The 16161-nt window shown below is 64.2% G+C and carries 16 protein-coding genes; 8 read left to right on the forward strand and 8 right to left on the reverse strand.

The genetic code is table 11. The features are described from left to right. Positions 1-11: 11 nt before the first annotated feature. From hflC to RCH10_RS09245, 5 genes are all read left to right on the forward strand, one after another. Positions 12-920, forward strand: coding sequence for a protease modulator HflC (gene hflC, locus RCH10_RS09225; RefSeq protein ID WP_323496454.1), 909 nt, complete (start codon positions 12-14; stop codon positions 918-920). A 53-nt stretch (positions 921-973) separates the two neighbouring features. Further along, positions 974-1162: a DUF2065 domain-containing protein gene (locus RCH10_RS09230; protein WP_187052444.1), complete on the forward strand. Its 189-nt coding sequence runs from the start codon at positions 974-976 to the stop codon at positions 1160-1162. Positions 1163-1246: 84 nt separating this feature from the next. Then, positions 1247-2398: an ATP phosphoribosyltransferase regulatory subunit gene (locus RCH10_RS09235; RefSeq protein ID WP_323496456.1), complete on the forward strand. Its 1152-nt coding sequence runs from the start codon at positions 1247-1249 to the stop codon at positions 2396-2398. A 14-nt stretch (positions 2399-2412) separates the two neighbouring features. Next, a complete protein-coding gene (locus RCH10_RS09240) occupies positions 2413-3744 on the forward strand; it encodes an adenylosuccinate synthase (protein ID WP_187052442.1) in 1332 nt (443 codons plus the stop codon). An 18-nt stretch (positions 3745-3762) separates the two neighbouring features. Beyond that, positions 3763-4287: a phosphoribosyltransferase family protein gene (locus RCH10_RS09245; RefSeq protein ID WP_323496457.1), complete on the forward strand. Its 525-nt coding sequence runs from the start codon at positions 3763-3765 to the stop codon at positions 4285-4287. Between the two features lie 7 nt (positions 4288-4294). Here the strand turns inward: RCH10_RS09245 and RCH10_RS09250 are convergent, their stop codons facing one another. The 5 genes from RCH10_RS09250 to RCH10_RS09270 form a co-directional block, all read right to left on the reverse strand. Then, positions 4295-4672 (reverse strand): DUF2784 domain-containing protein, encoded by a 378-nt coding sequence (locus tag RCH10_RS09250; protein WP_409052124.1) that lies wholly within the window; start codon positions 4670-4672, stop codon positions 4295-4297. Between the two features lie 16 nt (positions 4673-4688). Then, the gene (locus tag RCH10_RS09255; protein ID WP_409052125.1) at positions 4689-5525 is read right to left on the reverse strand and encodes an ABC transporter permease; all 837 of its coding nucleotides are present in this window, start codon (positions 5523-5525) and stop codon (positions 4689-4691) included. Between the two features lie 34 nt (positions 5526-5559). Beyond that, positions 5560-6822: an ABC transporter permease gene (locus RCH10_RS09260; protein ID WP_409052126.1), complete on the reverse strand. Its 1263-nt coding sequence runs from the start codon at positions 6820-6822 to the stop codon at positions 5560-5562. A 28-nt stretch (positions 6823-6850) separates the two neighbouring features. Next, positions 6851-7885: an ABC transporter substrate-binding protein gene (locus RCH10_RS09265; RefSeq protein WP_323496464.1), complete on the reverse strand. Its 1035-nt coding sequence runs from the start codon at positions 7883-7885 to the stop codon at positions 6851-6853. An 82-nt stretch (positions 7886-7967) separates the two neighbouring features. Beyond that, positions 7968-9068 carry an ABC transporter ATP-binding protein gene (locus RCH10_RS09270; RefSeq protein ID WP_409052231.1) on the reverse strand — a complete coding sequence of 367 codons (1101 nt, stop codon included), beginning with the start codon at positions 9066-9068 and terminating at the stop codon, positions 7968-7970. Positions 9069-9299: 231 nt separating this feature from the next. Here RCH10_RS09270 and alaS point away from each other — a divergent pair, with 231 nt between their 5' ends. From alaS to RCH10_RS09285, 3 genes are all read left to right on the forward strand, one after another. After that, positions 9300-11957 carry an alanine--tRNA ligase gene (gene alaS, locus RCH10_RS09275; RefSeq protein ID WP_409052127.1) on the forward strand — a complete coding sequence of 886 codons (2658 nt, stop codon included), beginning with the start codon at positions 9300-9302 and terminating at the stop codon, positions 11955-11957. Between the two features lie 68 nt (positions 11958-12025). Further along, positions 12026-13036: a 2-dehydropantoate 2-reductase gene (locus tag RCH10_RS09280; protein WP_409052232.1), complete on the forward strand. Its 1011-nt coding sequence runs from the start codon at positions 12026-12028 to the stop codon at positions 13034-13036. Between the two features lie 19 nt (positions 13037-13055). After that, complete coding sequence (locus tag RCH10_RS09285) at positions 13056-14309, forward strand: D-amino acid dehydrogenase (protein ID WP_409052128.1); 1254 nt, start codon at positions 13056-13058, stop codon at positions 14307-14309. A gap of 48 nt (positions 14310-14357) precedes the next feature. On the opposite strand, the gene RCH10_RS09290 is transcribed toward RCH10_RS09285, so the two are convergent. From RCH10_RS09290 to RCH10_RS09300, 3 genes are read right to left on the reverse strand one after another with little or no spacing between them, the layout of a single operon-like run. Beyond that, positions 14358-14657, reverse strand: a complete 300-nt coding sequence (locus RCH10_RS09290; protein WP_323501752.1) for a hypothetical protein — start codon at positions 14655-14657, stop codon at positions 14358-14360. 18 nt (positions 14658-14675) lie between these two features. After that, entirely contained in the window at positions 14676-15434 is a 759-nt protein-coding gene (locus RCH10_RS09295; RefSeq protein ID WP_409052129.1) for an ABC transporter substrate-binding protein, read from the reverse strand. A gap of 43 nt (positions 15435-15477) precedes the next feature. Beyond that, a complete protein-coding gene (locus RCH10_RS09300; RefSeq protein ID WP_409052130.1) occupies positions 15478-16158 on the reverse strand; it encodes a class I SAM-dependent methyltransferase in 681 nt (226 codons plus the stop codon). Between the last annotated feature and the right edge of the window lie 3 nt (positions 16159-16161).

Consider the following 16161-nt stretch of genomic DNA (forward strand, 5'->3'; position numbering starts at 1 on the left):
GGAGCATGAACATGAACAGAATCGGTTTCATCGCTTCCACCATCCTGGTGGTTCTCGTGTTGCTCAGCTCCACGCTATTCGTTGTCGATCAGCGCCAGTTCGGGGTCGTGTATGCGCTCGGCCAGATCAAGCAGGTCATCAAAGAGCCAGGCTTGAACTTCAAGCTGCCGCCACCGTTCCAGAATGTCTCGTATCTTGACAAGCGTTTGTTGATGCTCTCCAGCCTCGAAACCGAACCGATGCTGACAGCTGAAAAGCAGCGCGTCGTTATCGACTGGTATGTGCGCTGGCGCATCAGCGATGCGTCGGAATACATTCGAAACGTCGGAATCGATGAGAACGCAGGTGCAGTGCAACTCAACCGCGTGGTGCGCAACGCGTTCCAAGAGAACATCAACAAGCGCACTGTGCGCGACCTGATTTCGGTACGACGTGAAGCGCTGATGGCGGACGTTCAGCGCGAAGTGCTCGCCGTGGTCAAGGGCGCGAAGCCGTGGGGCGTTGACATCGTCGATGTGCGCATTACACGTGTCGACTATGTCGAAGCCATTACCGAGTCGGTCTATCGACGCATGGAGGCCGAGCGCAAGCGGGTCGCCAACGAATTGCGCTCGACCGGTTTTGCCGAAGGCGAAAAGATCCGTGCCGATGCGGATCGCCAGCGTGAGGTCACGGTCGCCAACGCTTACCGCGATGCACAGAAAATCAAGGGCGAGGGCGATGCACAAGCTGCCGCGGCCTATAGCGAGTCGTTCGGCAAAGATCCGCAGTTTGCGCAGTTCTATCGCAGCCTTGACGCGTACAAGCAGAGCTTTAACAAGAAGAGCGACGTTCTGGTGCTCGATCCTTCGTCCGACTTCTTCAGGGCGATGCAGAGTTCGGGCTCGACTACGACGCCTGCAGCGGCACCGCGCCGTTGATGGCCGGCTGATGTGCGTTGCTGGCTGACGTGCCGCCTTGATGCCGGGCCCGTGTGACTGCTGAAACATTCTGGAGCGCGCTGGCTCTGGTGCTGGTGATCGAAGGCATCCTGCCTCTGGTCTCGCCGGGCGGCTGGCGACGCGCCTTCAGTCAACTGCTTCAGTTGCGCGATGGCCAGCTGCGCTTCTTCGGCCTTTGCAGCATCGTCCTTGGGCTCGTGTTGCTTTGGCTGGTGAGCTAGCCCAACGTTCGACCCAGCCAATCTGAGCGCGGGGCCGTCGGCCCCAGCAATTAGAATTCCGGTTTAACCCACCCGTCATTTCTCATGTCCGCTTGGGTCCTCCCGGATCACATTGCCGATGTACTGCCTTCCGAGGCACGCCACATCGAAGAACTTCGACGCCAACTGCTCGATACCGCCCGCGGCTACGGCTATGAGTTGGTAATGCCGCCGTTGCTCGAGCACCTCGAATCGTTGCTGTCCGGCACCGGCGAGGCACTCGATCTTCAGACTTTCAAACTCGTCGACCAGCTTTCCGGCCGAAGCATGGGGCTGCGCGCAGACACCACGCCACAAGTCGCGCGCATCGACGCCCACCTGCTGAACCGGGAAGGCGTCGCACGGCTGTGCTACTGCGGCCCGGTGCTGCACACCAAGCCGGACAGGCCGCACGCCACGCGCGAGCCGCTGCAGTTCGGCGCCGAGATCTATGGCCATGCCGGTCTCGAAGCCGACACCGAAACCTTGCTGCTGGCGCTCGACTGTCTTCATGCCGCTGACGTGCCGCAAGGTGCCATCGTCGACATGGCTGACGCGCGCATCGTGCGTGCACTGTTGGCAGGCGTGCTGGTCGATGCGGCGACCATCGGTCGCGTGCATGCGGCCCTGGCCGCCAAGGATGCGAGCGAGCTTAATTCGCTTACGCAGAAATTTCCGACGACATCGCGTGAAGGGCTTGCGGCACTGGTGCAGCTCTATGGCGATGTCAGCGTGCTCGACGAAGCCGAGAAGGCATTGAGGGCCATCCCCGGCGTGCTGCCGGCGCTGGCCAATCTGAGGCAACTCGCCGCGCGGCTCGATGGCGCCGAGGTGAGCTTCGACCTGGCCGATCTGCGAGGCTATGCGTATTACAGCGGCATGCGCTTTGGCATCTACGTGCCGGGCGCAGCAGATGCCCTGGTGCGTGGCGGCCGCTACGACGAAGTCGGCGCGGTGTTCGGGCGCAACCGGCCGGCGGTCGGTTTCAGCCTCGACCTGCGTGAGCTCGTCGGCGTGGTGCCGACGCGTCCGTTGCGCGCCGCCATCCGTGCGCCATGGAGCGATGCATCGGGGCTTCGCAAGGCGATCGCCGATCTGCGCCAAACCGGGGAAACCGTGGTGTGCGTGCTACCAGGACACGGCAGCGAAATCGAAGAATTCCATTGCGACCGCGAGCTCGTCGAGCGCGCCGGCCAATGGAGTGTGCAAGTGATCTGATTCAGGAAATTCAAATGAGCGTTACCACCGGAAGAAATGTGGTCGTCGTCGGCACCCAATGGGGCGATGAGGGCAAGGGCAAGCTGGTCGACTGGCTGACCGAGAGCGCCCAGGGCGTGGTCCGCTTCCAGGGCGGCCACAACGCGGGCCACACGCTCGTCATCAACGGCGTGAAAACCGCCCTGCACCTGATCCCGAGCGGCATCATGCGGCCGGGCGTCAAGTGCTACATCGGCAACGGCGTCGTCCTGTCGGCTGCCAAGCTCTTCGAGGAAATCGAAGGGCTGGAGAAGGCCGGCGTCGAGGTGCGTTCGCGGCTTCGCATCAGCGAGGCTTGCCCGCTGATTCTTCCGTTCCATGCCGCGCTAGATATCGCTCGCGAGACCTATCGCGAGAAGGGCGGCAGCGAGAAGATCGGCACCACCGGGCGCGGCATCGGCCCAGCGTATGAAGACAAGATCGCACGCCGCGCACTGCGCGTGCAAGACCTGAAGCATCCGGAGCGCTTCGCGCAAAAGCTGCGCGTGTTGCTCGACCTGCACAACCATGTGCTGACCCAGGTGCTCAGCGCGCCGGCCATCGACTACGACATGGTGTTCGAAGAAGCCATGCGTCACGCCGTGCTGCTGAAGCCGATGATGGCCGACGTGTCGCGTGAGCTCAACGATGCACACAAGGCGGGCGCCAACCTGTTGTTCGAAGGCGCGCAGGGCACGCTGCTCGATGTCGACCACGGCACCTATCCCTACGTGACGTCGAGCAATTGCGTGGCCGGCAATGCGGCGGCGGGTTCGGGTGTTGGCCCCGGCATGCTGCACTATGTGCTCGGCATCACGAAGGCTTATTGCACGCGCGTCGGCGGCGGCCCGTTCCCGACCGAGCTCGACTGGGAAACGCCCGGCACCGTGGGCTATCACCTGAGCACCGTCGGTGCAGAAAAAGGCGTGACGACCGGCCGCAGCCGTCGTTGCGGCTGGTTCGACGCGGCGCTGCTCAAGCGATCGGCGCAGGTCAACGGACTTTCAGGCCTTTGCATCACCAAGCTCGACGTGCTCGATGGGATCGACGAGTTGTTGCTTTGCACCGGCTACATGCTCGATGGCGAATACACCGACATCCTGCCGATGGGCGCTGACGAAATCGAACAGTGCACGCCCATCTACGAAAAGCTCGAAGGCTGGAGCGAAAGCACGGTCGGCGTCACGCAGTACGACAAGTTGCCAATCGCGGCGCGTCTGTATTTGCAGCGCATCGAACACGTCACCGGCGTGCCGATTCACATGGTGTCGACCAGCCCGGATCGCGATCACACGATCATGATGCGGCACCCTTTTCTCGCAGACTGATCCCAGGAGACCGTTCCCATGTTGACCGAAGACGGCAAGCACCTCTACGTAAGTTACGACGAGTACAACAATCTGGTCGAGAAACTCGCGATCAAGATCTTCCAGTCGGAGTGGGAGTTCGACACCATCCTTTGCCTCGCTCGCGGCGGCATGCGGCCCGGCGATGTGCTGTCGCGCATCTTCGACAAGCCACTGGCCATCATGTCGACCAGCTCGTATCGCGCCGACGCCGGCACGGTGCAAGGCCATCTCGATATTGCGCGCTTCATCACCACGCCGAAGGGCGAGATCGCGGGACGCGTGCTGCTGGTCGACGACCTGGCCGACTCGGGCCACACGCTGCACGCCGTCATGGAGATGCTGCGCACCAACTACGCGCCGATCTCCGAGCTGCGCAGCGCAGTGATCTGGACCAAGGCGTTGTCGACGTTTACACCGGACTATTCGGTCGAGTTCTTGCCGACCAATCCGTGGATCCATCAGCCCTTCGAGAACTACGACTCGATGGGTGCTGAAAAGCTGATGGCCAAGTGGTCGGTCTAAGGCCAGTCTAGGGCCGGTCTGAAGCGCGTCGGCGCCTTGCAAGCCATCGCGCATACAGTGCGAAATTGAGCGCCAGCACGAAGATGCCGAGCCCGATCTGCACGCCGCGCGTCAGCCCATCCGGGTAGATTGCGGCGAGCAGGTAGTGCTCGATGAAGCCGCCGTCGTAGCCGGCTTCTCCTGCCGCCCGGCGCAGGGTGTTTTCGATGGGTGTGAGCGGGCAGATGCGGCCTGCTGCCGCCACGTACACGGCCCACGCAACGGCCGCGAGGTGCGCCCAGGCCAGCCGCGGCCAGCGCGCAACGCCGACCGCGCCGATCAGCACGAAGACGATAAAAAGGCCGTGCAGTACCAACACGGCATCGGCCAGCCAGCGCGCGGTCATGGCACCCGCATCGTTCTCAGCGGCGCCGCCCGCGCAACCACTCGAGCACCAGCAGCAAAATGGTTGTGAACACGATCAGCAACGTCGCCACTGCAGCGATGGTCGGCGAGATGTTCTCGCGGATACCGGTGAACATCTGGCGCGGCAACGTGACCTGATCGGGTCCGGCAAGAAACAGCGTCACCACCACTTCATCGAACGAGGTTGCGAAAGCGAACAGCGCACCGGAGATCACGCCCGGCGCGATGAACGGCAGCGTGATCCGCCAGAACGTATTGAACGGCGTCTCGCCCAGGCTGAGCGAGGCTCGCACCAGGTTGTGATCGAAGCTCGCCAGCGTGGCCAGCACCGTCGTCAGCACGAAGGGTGCACCGAGCGCTGCATGCACCACGATCAGCCCGAAGTAAGTGTCGGCCAGCCCGATCGGCGCGAAGTAGAGGTACGTTGCGACGCCGACCACCACGATGGGCACCACCATCGGCGAGATCAGCACGGCCATCAGCAGGCCCTTGAAGCGGAAGTCGGTGCGCGACAAGCCGACTGCTGCCAGGGTGCCCAGTGCGGTTGCGACCACCGTTGCCGCGGGTGCGACGATAAAGCTGTTGCGCGCTGCGCGTCCCCATTCGGACGACTCGAACAGGTTGCGATACCACTTGAGCGACCATGCCGGGATCGGGTACGCAAGAAAGGAACTGTCGGAGAACGACAGCGGGATCACTACCAGGATCGGCGCCAGCAGGAAGCCCAGCACCAGCACGCAGAAGCAGCGCACCGCCCACCAGCCGAGCTTGTCGGCGAAGGTGGCGTAAGCCGGGAACACCGGAAACACCGGGAGGACGAGGAACTTGGACATGGCCGTCGTTTGCGTATCGGGTGGATTGGCTGTTTCAGCCCAAGCTCAGATCGGCCTTGCCGATGCGCCGATACACCGCATAAAGCACCAGCGTGGCGACCAGCAACAGCGAGCCCAGCGCGCATGCCATGCCCCAGTTGACCTCGACGTTCGTATAGCGCGCGACGTAGTAGCTCAGCATCTGGTCGCTTGCGCCACCCAGCAAAGCCGGCGTCACGTAGTAGCCGATGGCCAGGATAAAGACCAGCAGCGCACCGGCACCGATGCCCGGATAGGTCTGCGGCACGTACACCCGGAAGAACGCGGCCAGCGGCGGACTGCCGAGCGAGATGGCCGCGCGCACGTAGGTCGGCGGCACGCTCTTCATCACGCTGTAGAGCGGCAGGATCATGAAGGGCAACAGGATATGCACCATCGAAATGATCACGCCGGTGCGGTTGAAGAGCAGCGGCAGCGGGTTGTCGATGAGGCCGATGCCGATCAGCCCGCGGTTGACCAGCCCTTCGGACTGCAGCAGCACGATCCACGCCGCTACGCGCACCAGGATGGATGTCCAGAACGGCACCAGCACCAGGATCATCAGAACGTTGGCCTTGCGAGCCGGCAGCGACGCCAGCCACCAGGCGAGCGGGTAGGCCAGCAGCAGGCAGAAGAAAGTCACCACCGCGCTGATGTTGAAAGTGCGCAGAAGGATGCCGGTGAAGGCGCGCTGGTCGGGCGGCATGCGTTCGATGCTGCCGTCAGCGTCGCGACGCAGGTCGACCGACGCGAGCAGATAGTCGGCCGTCCAGCGCGAGCCGTTCTTGGCGATCGCCTGCCAGTACGGCGCCTCGCCCCAGCGCGGGTCGAGTTCGATCAGGCGAGCTTTGACTTCGTCCGGGGTACCGGCGATCGGCAGTGCGCGAAAGGTGCCCATCACCAGCGAACGGGCGCCGGCGATTTCGGTATTCAGGCGGCGCGCCAGGGCGCCCGCGTCGGAGCTGTCGGGCAGCTGGGCCAGATCGGCTGCGACAGCCGCATAGGCCGCGGCAGTCGGCGCATCCTTGCGGTCCCATCCGTCGAGCGCGCGCACCGTGCGGGGCAGTGCGTTCGCGACTTCAGGGTTTTGGATGGCGCGCTGCAGCAGCGCCACGATCGGCACCAGCAGCGTCAGCAGCAGGAAGATCAGCAGCGGCAGCGTGAGCGCAAAGGCGCGCCATTTTCGGCGTGACTCGGCGCGCGCCAGGGCATGCCGCAGGTCGCCTGGTGGCGCTTCCGCGGAGACGCCAGCGCCCAGCGCCGCCGTGCTCATCGTCATCTAAAAAACGGCAGCGTCGCTTGCGCGATTACTGTGTCGCCCACGAAGCGAAGCGCTTCTCCAGCGCCTCGCCCTGGTCGGCCCAGAACGACACGTTGAACTGCAGCGCCTCCTTGGCGTTGGACGCCGAGGTCGGCAGGTCTGCGAGCACCTTCTTGTCCAGCGAAGCCAGCGTCTTTGTGTTGGTCGGGCCATACGGAATAGCCTGCGAATAGACGGCCTGGTTCTCCGGCTTCATCGCGAACTGGATGAACTTGAGCGAGGCTTCCTTATTGGGTGCGCCCTTGGGGATGACCCAGTAGTCCAGGTCGTAGATGCCGCCCGGCCAGTAGATCTTGAGGTCGCGGCCTTCGCGGTTGGCCGCGTCGATGCGGCCGTTGTACACAGTGGTCAGCACCACGTCGCCGGCCACCAGGAACTGGGGTGGCTGCGCACCGGCTTCCCACCACTGGATGTTGGGCTTGAGCTCGGTCAGCTTCTTGAAGGCGCGCTCCGCGCCGTCCTTGGTGGCCAGCACCTTGTAGACGTCGGCCGGCTTCACGCCATCGGCCATCAGCGCGAACTCGAGGTTGTAGCGTGCGCCCTTGCGCATGCCGCGCTTGCCGGGGATCTTCTTCACGTCCCAGAAATCGGCCCAGCTGGTGGGTGCGGTCTTGAGCTTTTCGCCGTTGTAGGCCATCACGGTCGACCACACGAAAACGCCGACGCCGCAGTCGGTGACGGCCGAGGGCAGGAAGTCGGCCTTACTGCCGATTTTCGAATAGTCGAGCTTTTCGAACAGGCCCTCGTCGCAGCCGCGCGCCACGTCGGGGGACTCGACCTCGACCACGTCCCAGGTAACCTTCTTGGTCTCGACCATGGCCTTGATCTTGGCCTGCTCGCCGTTGTATTCGACCGGCACCACCTTGATGCCCGCTTTTTCGATCGGCTCGTAATAGGCCTTCTTCTGCGCGTTGGCGTTGGCACCGCCGAAGTTCACGACGGTGATCTGCGTCTGCGCGAAGGCCGGCGCGGCGAGGCCGGCCACCAAGGCAACGGTACAAGCGAGAAAAGTCTTTTTCATGGTGAGTCTTCCTTTATGTTGACGGGGCAAAAACAAGAATAAGAATAAGAACAAGAATAAGAATAAGAACAGAACAGCAGGGCTACACCGCGTAGATACGCGCATGAGCGACCGGGAACCCGAGCGAAACGCTGTCGCCAGCCCGCGGCGGCGCCAGGCCGATGAGCCCTGACATCGGCAGCTTGACGGTGGCTTCGGTCTGCCCGGCGCCGACGTTGCAGAGCAGCCGCAGGTGGTCGCCGTAGTAGATGACACGCGCCACCTCGGCCGCCAGCGTGTTTGTACCGGGTGCTGCGTCGGCGGGGTGCAGTACCACGCGCTCGGGCCGAATGCACATCTCGACCGCGGCGCCGGTAGCCGAGCCGCCGACGTTCAACCCACCGAGCAGGCCGCCATTCGGCAGCGCCATGACGGCATGCTCTCCCGCGGTCTGGAGCGTTCCCTTGAGCACAGTGTTGTCACCGACGAACCCCGCCACGAAGCGGTTGGCCGGCATCTCGTACAGCCGGTCGACCGTGTCGAGCTGCTGGATCACGCCCTCGTTGAACACCGCCACGCGGTCGCTCATGGTCAGCGCTTCGCCTTGGTCGTGCGTCACGTAGACGAAGGTCACGCCGAGCTGGCGATGGATTTCTTTCAGCTCGAGTTGCATGTGCTCGCGCAACTGCTTGTCGAGCGCGCCCAGCGGCTCGTCCATCAGCACAAGCTGTGGCTCGAAGACCAGCGCGCGCGCGAGCGCCACACGTTGCTGCTGGCCGCCGGAGAGCTGGCCCGGCAGCCGATCGGTCATCCCCTTGAGCTGCACCATGTCGAGCGCGCGCTTCACCCGAGTCGTCTGATCGTCCTTCGACACCTTGCGCACCGTGAGCGGGTAGGCCACGTTCTGCCCGACCGTCAGGTGCGGGAACAGCGCGTAGTTCTGGAACACCATGCCGAAGTGCCGCTTGTGCGGCGGCGTGCCGGTGATCTGCCGGCCATCGAGCAGGATGTCGCCCGAGGTCGGCGACTCGAAGCCCGCCAGCATCATCAGCGTGGTCGTCTTGCCAGAGCCCGACGGGCCGAGCAGGCTCAGAAACTCGCCGCGATGGATGTCCAGGTCGAGCTGGCGCACCACGAGATGCTCGCCGTCGTAGGTCTTCTGGACGCGCTGGAAGCGCACTAGGGGTTCGGCGGTCGTTGGAATATTCAATGGGGTGTCGCGAAGTTGCCCGCCATGATGAACAGACCTTGCCTCACTGGCAAGCAGACTAGCAAGTCGGATGCCTGCATCTGTCCCCGCGGGTGTGCCGGGCCTTGCCGAACCGTTAAAATTGAAGCCTCCGGGCCGGTCGACGACCCCCATCGACGATTCACGGACGCCCCCAAACTGCGAAGAAACAAGTCGCCTGCGCGAAGCCGGCGAAAAGCCACCACCATGTCCCAATCTCCTTCCAGCGCGGCGAACGTCACCGCCAACGCCAACGCCACCGTCGCCGACATCCGCAAGACCTTCCTCGACTTCTTCGCCTCCAAGGGGCACACGGTCGTGCCGTCGAGCTCGCTGGTGCCTGGCAACGACCCGACGCTCATGTTCACCAACTCGGGCATGGTCCAGTTCAAGGACGTGTTCCTCGGGGAAGACAAGCGCTCGTATGTCCGCGCAGCGTCGGTACAGGCCTGCCTGCGGGCCGGCGGCAAGCACAACGACCTGGAGAACGTCGGCTACACGGCACGGCACCACACCTTCTTCGAGATGCTGGGCAACTGGAGCTTCGGCGACTACTTCAAGCGCGAGTCGCTCACATGGGCCTTCGAGCTGCTCACCAAGGTCTACAAGCTGCCGGCCGAAAAGCTCTGGGCCACCGTCTACATCGAGGACGACGAGGCCTACGACATCTGGACCAAGGAGATCGGCCTGCCGCCAGAACGCGTGGTGCGCATCGGCGACAACAAGGGCGGACGCTACATGTCCGACAACTTCTGGATGATGGCCGACACTGGTCCTTGCGGCCCGTGCTCGGAAATCTTCTACGACCACGGCCCCGAGATCGCTGGCGGCCCGCCCGGCAGCCCGGACGAAGACGGCGACCGCTACATCGAGATCTGGAACAACGTGTTCATGCAGTTCGACATGCAGCCCGACGGATCGGTCAAGAAGCTGCCCGCGCCGTGCGTCGATACCGGCATGGGCCTGGAGCGGCTGGCCGCCATCCTGCAGCACGTGCACAACAACTACGAGATCGACCTTTTCGACAGGCTCGTCAAGGCCGCGGCACGGGAGACCGGCGAAACCGACGAGAGCAACAAGAGCCTGCGGGTCATCGCCGACCACATCCGCGCAACGGCGTTCCTGGTGGCTGACGGCGTGATCCCTTCGAACGAAGGCCGCGGCTACGTGCAGCGCCGCATCATTCGCCGCGCCATTCGGCATGGCTACAAGCTCGGGCAGAAGAAACCGTTCTTCCACAAGCTGGTGCCCGATCTGGTGGCGTTGATGGGCGAGGCTTATCCGAAGCTGGTGGCGGATGAGAAGCGCATCACTGCCGTGCTGAAGCAGGAGGAAGAGCGCTTCTTCGAGACGCTGGCCAACGGCATGGAAATCCTGGACGCGGCACTCGGCGGCGATACCAAGACGTTGCCCGGCGACGTCGCTTTCAAGCTGCACGATACCTTCGGGTTTCCGCTCGACCTGTCGGCCGACGTCTGCCGCGAGCGCGGCGTCACTGTCGACGAGGCCGGCTTCAACGCCGCCATGGAACAGCAGAAAGCCAAGGGCCGCGCGGCCGGCAAGTTCAAGATGGACCGCAACGTCGAGTACGGCGGCACCGGCAACACCTTCACCGGCTACGAGCACCTCGAAGAGCGGGCCATCGTGCAGGCGCTCTACTTCGAAGGCGTGCCGGTGTCCGAGCTCAAGGAAGGCCAGCCCGGCATCGTCGTGCTCGACACCACGCCCTTCTATTCCGAGAGCGGCGGCCAGGTCGGCGACCAGGGTTTCATCACGGCCGAAGGCGTGCAGTTCGGCGTCGAAGATACGCAGAAGATCAAGGCCGACGTGTTCGGTCATCACGGCACGCAAACGCAGGGCACGCTGAAGGTCGGCGATGCGGTCAAGGCGGCGGTCGATGGCGTGCGCCGTGCCGCAACGATGCGCAATCACAGCGTGACGCACCTGATGCACAAGGCCTTGCGCGAAGTGCTCGGCGAGCACGTGCAGCAAAAGGGCTCGCTGGTCGATGCCGACAAGACGCGCTTCGACTTTGCGCACAACGGCGCGGTCACGCACGAGCAGACGCTCGAAATCGAGAAGCGCGTCAACGCTGAGATTCTTGCCAACGTTGCGACGCAGTCGCGCGTGATGGACATGGAATCGGCCCAGAAGACCGGCGCCATGATGCTGTTCGGCGAGAAGTACGGCGAGTCGGTTCGCGTGCTCGACATCGGCTCCAGTCGCGAGCTGTGCGGGGGCACGCACGTGAGCCGAACCGGCGACATCGGCATGTTCAAGATCGTCAGCGAAGGCGGCGTGGCCGCGGGCGTGCGACGTATCGAAGCCGTGACCGGCGCTAACGTGCTGCACTATCTGCAAGACCTCGAATCGACCGTGCACAGCGTGGCCGCCACGCTCAAGACGCCGACCGCCGAGCTGCAAAGCCGGCTCACTCAAATGCTGGATCAGACCCGGGCGCTGGAGCGGGAAGTCACAGCCCTCAAGGGCAAGCTCGCCTCGTCGAAGGGCGACGAGCTGATCGCGCAGGCGATCGACGTCAACGGCATCAAGCTGTTGGTGGCCAAGCTCGACGGTGGCGATGCAAAAACTTTGCGCGACACCATGGACAAGCTCAAGGACAAGCTGAAGAGCGCGGTGATCGTGCTTGCTGCCGTCGATGGCAGCAAGGTGCAGATCGCGGCCGGCGTCACGTCCGACAGCGTGACCAAGATCAAGGCTGGAGAGTTGGTCAATTTCGTCGCTCAGCAAGTGGGCGGCAAGGGCGGCGGCAAGGCCGACATGGCGATGGCGGGCGGCACCGATGCAGCCGCATTGCCGGCGGCTTTGAAGTCCGTGCACGCCTGGGTGGCGGAACGCGCCTGAACACGGTGCAAGCCATCACCGGTGCCTTTGCCAACGGTGTGCCCGGCGAAGTGCCAGAGGTACTGGTGATGGGCGCGGGAACCATCGGCTGCTTCATCGGCGGCAGTCTCGCGGCGGCGGGCGTGCGCGTGACCTTCGTCGGCCGGCCACGCGTGCTGCAGTCGCTCGCGCAGCATGGCCTGTCATTGACCGACCTCGATGGCGCGAAGCATCACGTTGCCGCCGCCGATCTGCAATTGCTCGCCGAGGTGCCGGCGAATGCCCGGCCCGCACTTGTGCTGCTTGCGGTCAAGAGCGGCGCGACCGCCGAGGCGGCCGCACAATTCGGCGCCGTCTTGCCGCCCGGCACGCCGGTTCTCTCGTTGCAGAACGGCATCTCCAACGCGGCCGTGGCCTCGCGTGCTGCGCCGCATCTGAACGTGTTGCCCGGCATGGTGCCGTACAACGTGGCGGAGATCGGTCCCGGTGCATTCCATCGCGGCACGCCGGGCCGGCTCGCGGCGCAGGACGACGCATCGCTTCGTGAATGGACCGCAGTCTTCGAGCGCGCGGGTGTTCCGCTCGACCTGCATGCCAACCTGTTGCCCGTGCAATGGGGCAAGCTGCTGCTCAACCTCAACAACCCGGTCAATGCGCTGTCGGGTTTGCCGCTGCGCGATCAACTCCTGCAGCGCGGTTATCGCCGCTGCTTCGCGGCGTTGATCGACGAGGCACTGTCGGTGCTGCAGCGCGCGGGCATCGCGCCAGCGCAAGTGGCTGCCGTGCCGGCCCATCGCTTGCCGGGCTTGCTCAGGCTGCCCGACTGGCTCTTTCGCATCGTCGCCGCGCGCATGCTGAAGATCGATGCCAAGGCGCGTTCCAGCATGGCCGACGACCTCGCGCTGGGCCGCCGCACCGAGATCGATGCGCTGAGCGGCGAGGTCGTGCGGCTCGCCCAATCGCTGAACGCCACCGCGCCACGCAATGCGAAGATGGTCGCATTGCTGGAAGCGGCGGCGCAGGCGGGCCAGTCTTCCGGTGCGTCGCCGATGCGGCAGCGCTGGTCGGCACAGCAATTGCACGACGCGCTGGATCTGTAAGAAACGAACAAAGGTTGGAATGCGAGTCTTGATCCTGGGCAGCGGTGTGATCGGCACCTCGACCGCTTATTACCTGGCCCGCGCCGGCCATGAAGTCACGGTGCTCGACCGCCAGCCCGCACCGGCCATGGAGACCAGCTTCGGCAATGCCGGCGAAGTCTCTCCTGGTTATTCGGCACCTTGGGCTGGTCCCGGCGTGCCGCTCAAGGCCATCAAGTGGATGTTGATGCAGCACAGCCCGCTGGTCATCAAGCCGATGCTCGACCCCGCCATGTGGCGCTGGGGCTTGTCGATGCTGCGCAACTGCACCGAGGCGCGCTACGAGATCAACAAGGGCCGCATGGTGCGCCTGGCCGAATACAGCCGCGATTGCCTCAAAGCCTTGCGCGCCGACACCGGCATCCAGTACGACGATCGTGCACAGGGCACGCTGCAACTGTTCCGCACGCAACACCAGCTCGACGGCACCGCGCAAGACGTCGAAGTGCTGAAGAAATCCGGCGTGCCGTACCAAGTGCTCGACCGCGAAGGTTGCGTGCAGTACGAACCGGCACTCGCCGGCGTCAAGGAAAAGTTCGTCGGCGGCTTGCGGTTGCCGGGCGATGAGACGGGCGACTGCTTCAAGTTCACCCAGGCGCTGGCCAAGCTGGCCGAAGCCGCAGGCGCGACCTTCCGCTTTGGCGTTTCGATCCAGGCGATCGAACGTCACGGCGTCGGTATCACGGGCGTGCGTACCGATGCCGGCACCTTCGAAGCCGATCGCTATGTGGTCGCGCTCGGCAGCTATTCGCCGGCCGTACTCAAGCCGCTCGGCATCGGCTTGCCGGTGTACCCGGTCAAGGGCTTCTCGATCACCGTGCCGATCACCGACGTCAGTGGCGCACCCGAATCGACGGTGATGGACGAGACCTTCAAGGTCGCGGTGACGCGCCTGGGCGATCGCATCCGCGTCGGTGGCACGGCACAGTTGTCGGGCTTCGACCTCGCGCTCGATCAGGGTCGGCGTGACACGCTCGAACACGTCGTCACCGACCTGTTCCCGCGCGGCGGTCCTGTCAAAGATGCGACCTTCTGGACGGGCCTGCGCCCCATGACGCCGGACGGCACGCCCGTCATCGGTGCCACGTCCATCGACAACCTGATGTTGGCGACCGGCCACGGCACATTGGGCTGGACCATGGCGGCGGGTACAGGCCGCGTGATGGCGGATCTGATCGATGGGCGCAAGCCGGAGATCGATATGGAAGGCCTGACGGTCGCGCGTTATCGCTGATCGCGTCGGAGCGGGTGCGGCTTCCCCCCGATGTTGGGCTGGTGCTACCTAACGCGCGTTGACGATCCCCAATACAGCTCCGTTGTCGTCCGCATTGCAAACCACCTGGCGACGACCATCGGCACTGGCAATACGAATTTCATAGAGCCCATCGCGTGGTGACGATGCGCTGGTGATCGCCAGGCTCTCCCGCGGCACGCTGTATTGACGCGCGGCGGCGGCGATGCAATCGGTGCGCGCCTTGTCCGGGGCGCCGCCGACTTTCACGGCTGTGGAGGTGCAGGCGCCGAGCAGTGCTGCGATGAGCAATGCGCCGCCCAGACTCTTCGTTTGGATGAGAGTGGTCATATGTTCTTTCTTGCGAGTTCAGATTGATTTGGCGGGCGCCGGCTGCGATGGCGCCACAGCAGCCCCTTCAATGCGATGACGCTTCAGCGCATCGGCAACGAAGCCTGTGCTTTTCATTTCTTCGACGAAGGCGGCGAGCACGCTTTGCGCTTCTGCGCCGCGACCGGCCGGCAGTCCCATCGCCTGCTGAATCACCATGAAGCGGCCGGGCAGCATCCGCACTCCGGCCGCACGTTGCGCCTCGCCTTCAAGCAGTTGCCGAATGCCGGCCGCGACCTCGACTTGGCCGTCACGCAGTGCGGCAAGCACCGCCGGAGCCCCCGCCATGCGAACGATTTCGGCCTGCTTGATTTCGCGCGTGAGGAAGAGGTCGTAGGCGCTGCCTGAGCCGACGGCGATGCGCTGCCCGGTACGATCGACCTCGGCGTTGTCGGTGAGCGAAGACAAGTCCGGCACCAGGTAGCTGCCTTCGATGAGTACATAGGGCGCGGTGAATCGCAAGCCTTCGCTGCGTGCCGGATCGATGGCGAAGAAGCCGATGTCGGCCTTCTCGTTCTTGACGGCCTCGACCGAGGCTGCAGCCTTATCGAACAGCACCAGTTCGATGCCGACACCGAGCCGACGCGCAAGCTCGTGGGCCAGGTCGATCGACACGCCGACCGGTGCACCGGTCGCGTCCTTGTTGGCAAGAATCGGGTTGCCGAGGTTGATCGACGCGCGCAGCGTGCCGGTCGGTGCGAAGGCGGCGACGACCGCAGGAGAGATCGTATGGGTCATTGCAGACAAGTCTACGGTCGCCCGCCACGCAACGACGTAGCGTTCAATCCCGCCGATAGGTCAGCATGCGCCCCTTGTACGCAGCGCTTTGCGCCGTCGCCAGCCGGTCCAGCTTTTCTTCCTGCATCGAGAACCCCTCGTTCGCCATTTGACGATTGAAGGCCGGGCGGTTGCTGCGGTTCGGGTCGACGATCCACACCTCGGCGCCGACAGCGGCGTGGCGGCCGATAAAGCCCGCCAAGTGCGCATCGTCGTCCCGTTCGTAAAGCAGATCGCTGCCGATGATCAGATCGAAGAAGCCGTGCACCAGGGCGCGCGTCGAATGCGGCGGCGCCAGTCGCCAGTCGCCGTGCCGGTACTTCATCGGCGGCAGGTTGTTGAGCCGCAAGTTTTCGAGCAAGAACGCTGCGGCCAGTGGATGGCAATCGCTGGCCGTCATATCGTTGCCGAGTCGATGGCCGACCAAGCTCGCCAGTGCCAGTCCGCAGCCGATTTCAAGAATGCGGCTGCCTGCTATCACCGGTCGAAGTGCCATGCGTGCCGCGAGCTCTGCGCCCGAAGGCCAGAGCAGCCCGAAGAGCGGCCAGGTCGCCGAAGAGATCCCGAGGTCGTGCGCTTCGCCTTGCGGATCGGAGAATTGCTGGCGGTCGAGCAGCGAGCGAATGACGAGGTCGTGGACGCCCTCGATGGCGATGTGCTCCAGCTTGACTTGATAACCGGGCATGTG

This window comes from Variovorax sp. GrIS 2.14, assembly GCF_046115955.1.
GTDB lineage: Bacteria > Pseudomonadota > Gammaproteobacteria > Burkholderiales > Burkholderiaceae_C > Variovorax.

What these genes read in the sequence shown, in the direction of transcription:
- RCH10_RS09260 (WP_409052126.1), bottom strand. Translation starts at nt 6,822, where the DNA reads ATGACGATGAGCACGGCGGCGCTGGGCGCTGGCGTCTCCGCGGAAGCG.
- RCH10_RS09265 (WP_323496464.1), bottom strand. Translation starts at nt 7,885, where the DNA reads ATGAAAAAGACTTTTCTCGCTTGTACCGTTGCCTTGGTGGCCGGCCTC.
- RCH10_RS09280 (WP_409052232.1), top strand. Translation starts at nt 12,026, where the DNA reads ATGGGCGCGGGAACCATCGGCTGCTTCATCGGCGGCAGTCTCGCGGCG.
- hflC (WP_323496454.1), top strand. Translation starts at nt 12, where the DNA reads ATGAACAGAATCGGTTTCATCGCTTCCACCATCCTGGTGGTTCTCGTG.
- RCH10_RS09235 (WP_323496456.1), top strand. Translation starts at nt 1,247, where the DNA reads ATGTCCGCTTGGGTCCTCCCGGATCACATTGCCGATGTACTGCCTTCC.
- RCH10_RS09285 (WP_409052128.1), top strand. Translation starts at nt 13,056, where the DNA reads ATGCGAGTCTTGATCCTGGGCAGCGGTGTGATCGGCACCTCGACCGCT.
- RCH10_RS09255 (WP_409052125.1), bottom strand. Translation starts at nt 5,525, where the DNA reads ATGTCCAAGTTCCTCGTCCTCCCGGTGTTTCCGGTGTTCCCGGCTTAC.
- alaS (WP_409052127.1), top strand. Translation starts at nt 9,300, where the DNA reads ATGTCCCAATCTCCTTCCAGCGCGGCGAACGTCACCGCCAACGCCAAC.
- RCH10_RS09240 (WP_187052442.1), top strand. Translation starts at nt 2,413, where the DNA reads ATGAGCGTTACCACCGGAAGAAATGTGGTCGTCGTCGGCACCCAATGG.
- RCH10_RS09245 (WP_323496457.1), top strand. Translation starts at nt 3,763, where the DNA reads ATGTTGACCGAAGACGGCAAGCACCTCTACGTAAGTTACGACGAGTAC.
- RCH10_RS09295 (WP_409052129.1), bottom strand. Translation starts at nt 15,434, where the DNA reads ATGACCCATACGATCTCTCCTGCGGTCGTCGCCGCCTTCGCACCGACC.
- RCH10_RS09250 (WP_409052124.1), bottom strand. Translation starts at nt 4,672, where the DNA reads ATGACCGCGCGCTGGCTGGCCGATGCCGTGTTGGTACTGCACGGCCTT.
- RCH10_RS09300 (WP_409052130.1), bottom strand. Translation starts at nt 16,158, where the DNA reads ATGCCCGGTTATCAAGTCAAGCTGGAGCACATCGCCATCGAGGGCGTC.
- RCH10_RS09290 (WP_323501752.1), bottom strand. Translation starts at nt 14,657, where the DNA reads ATGACCACTCTCATCCAAACGAAGAGTCTGGGCGGCGCATTGCTCATC.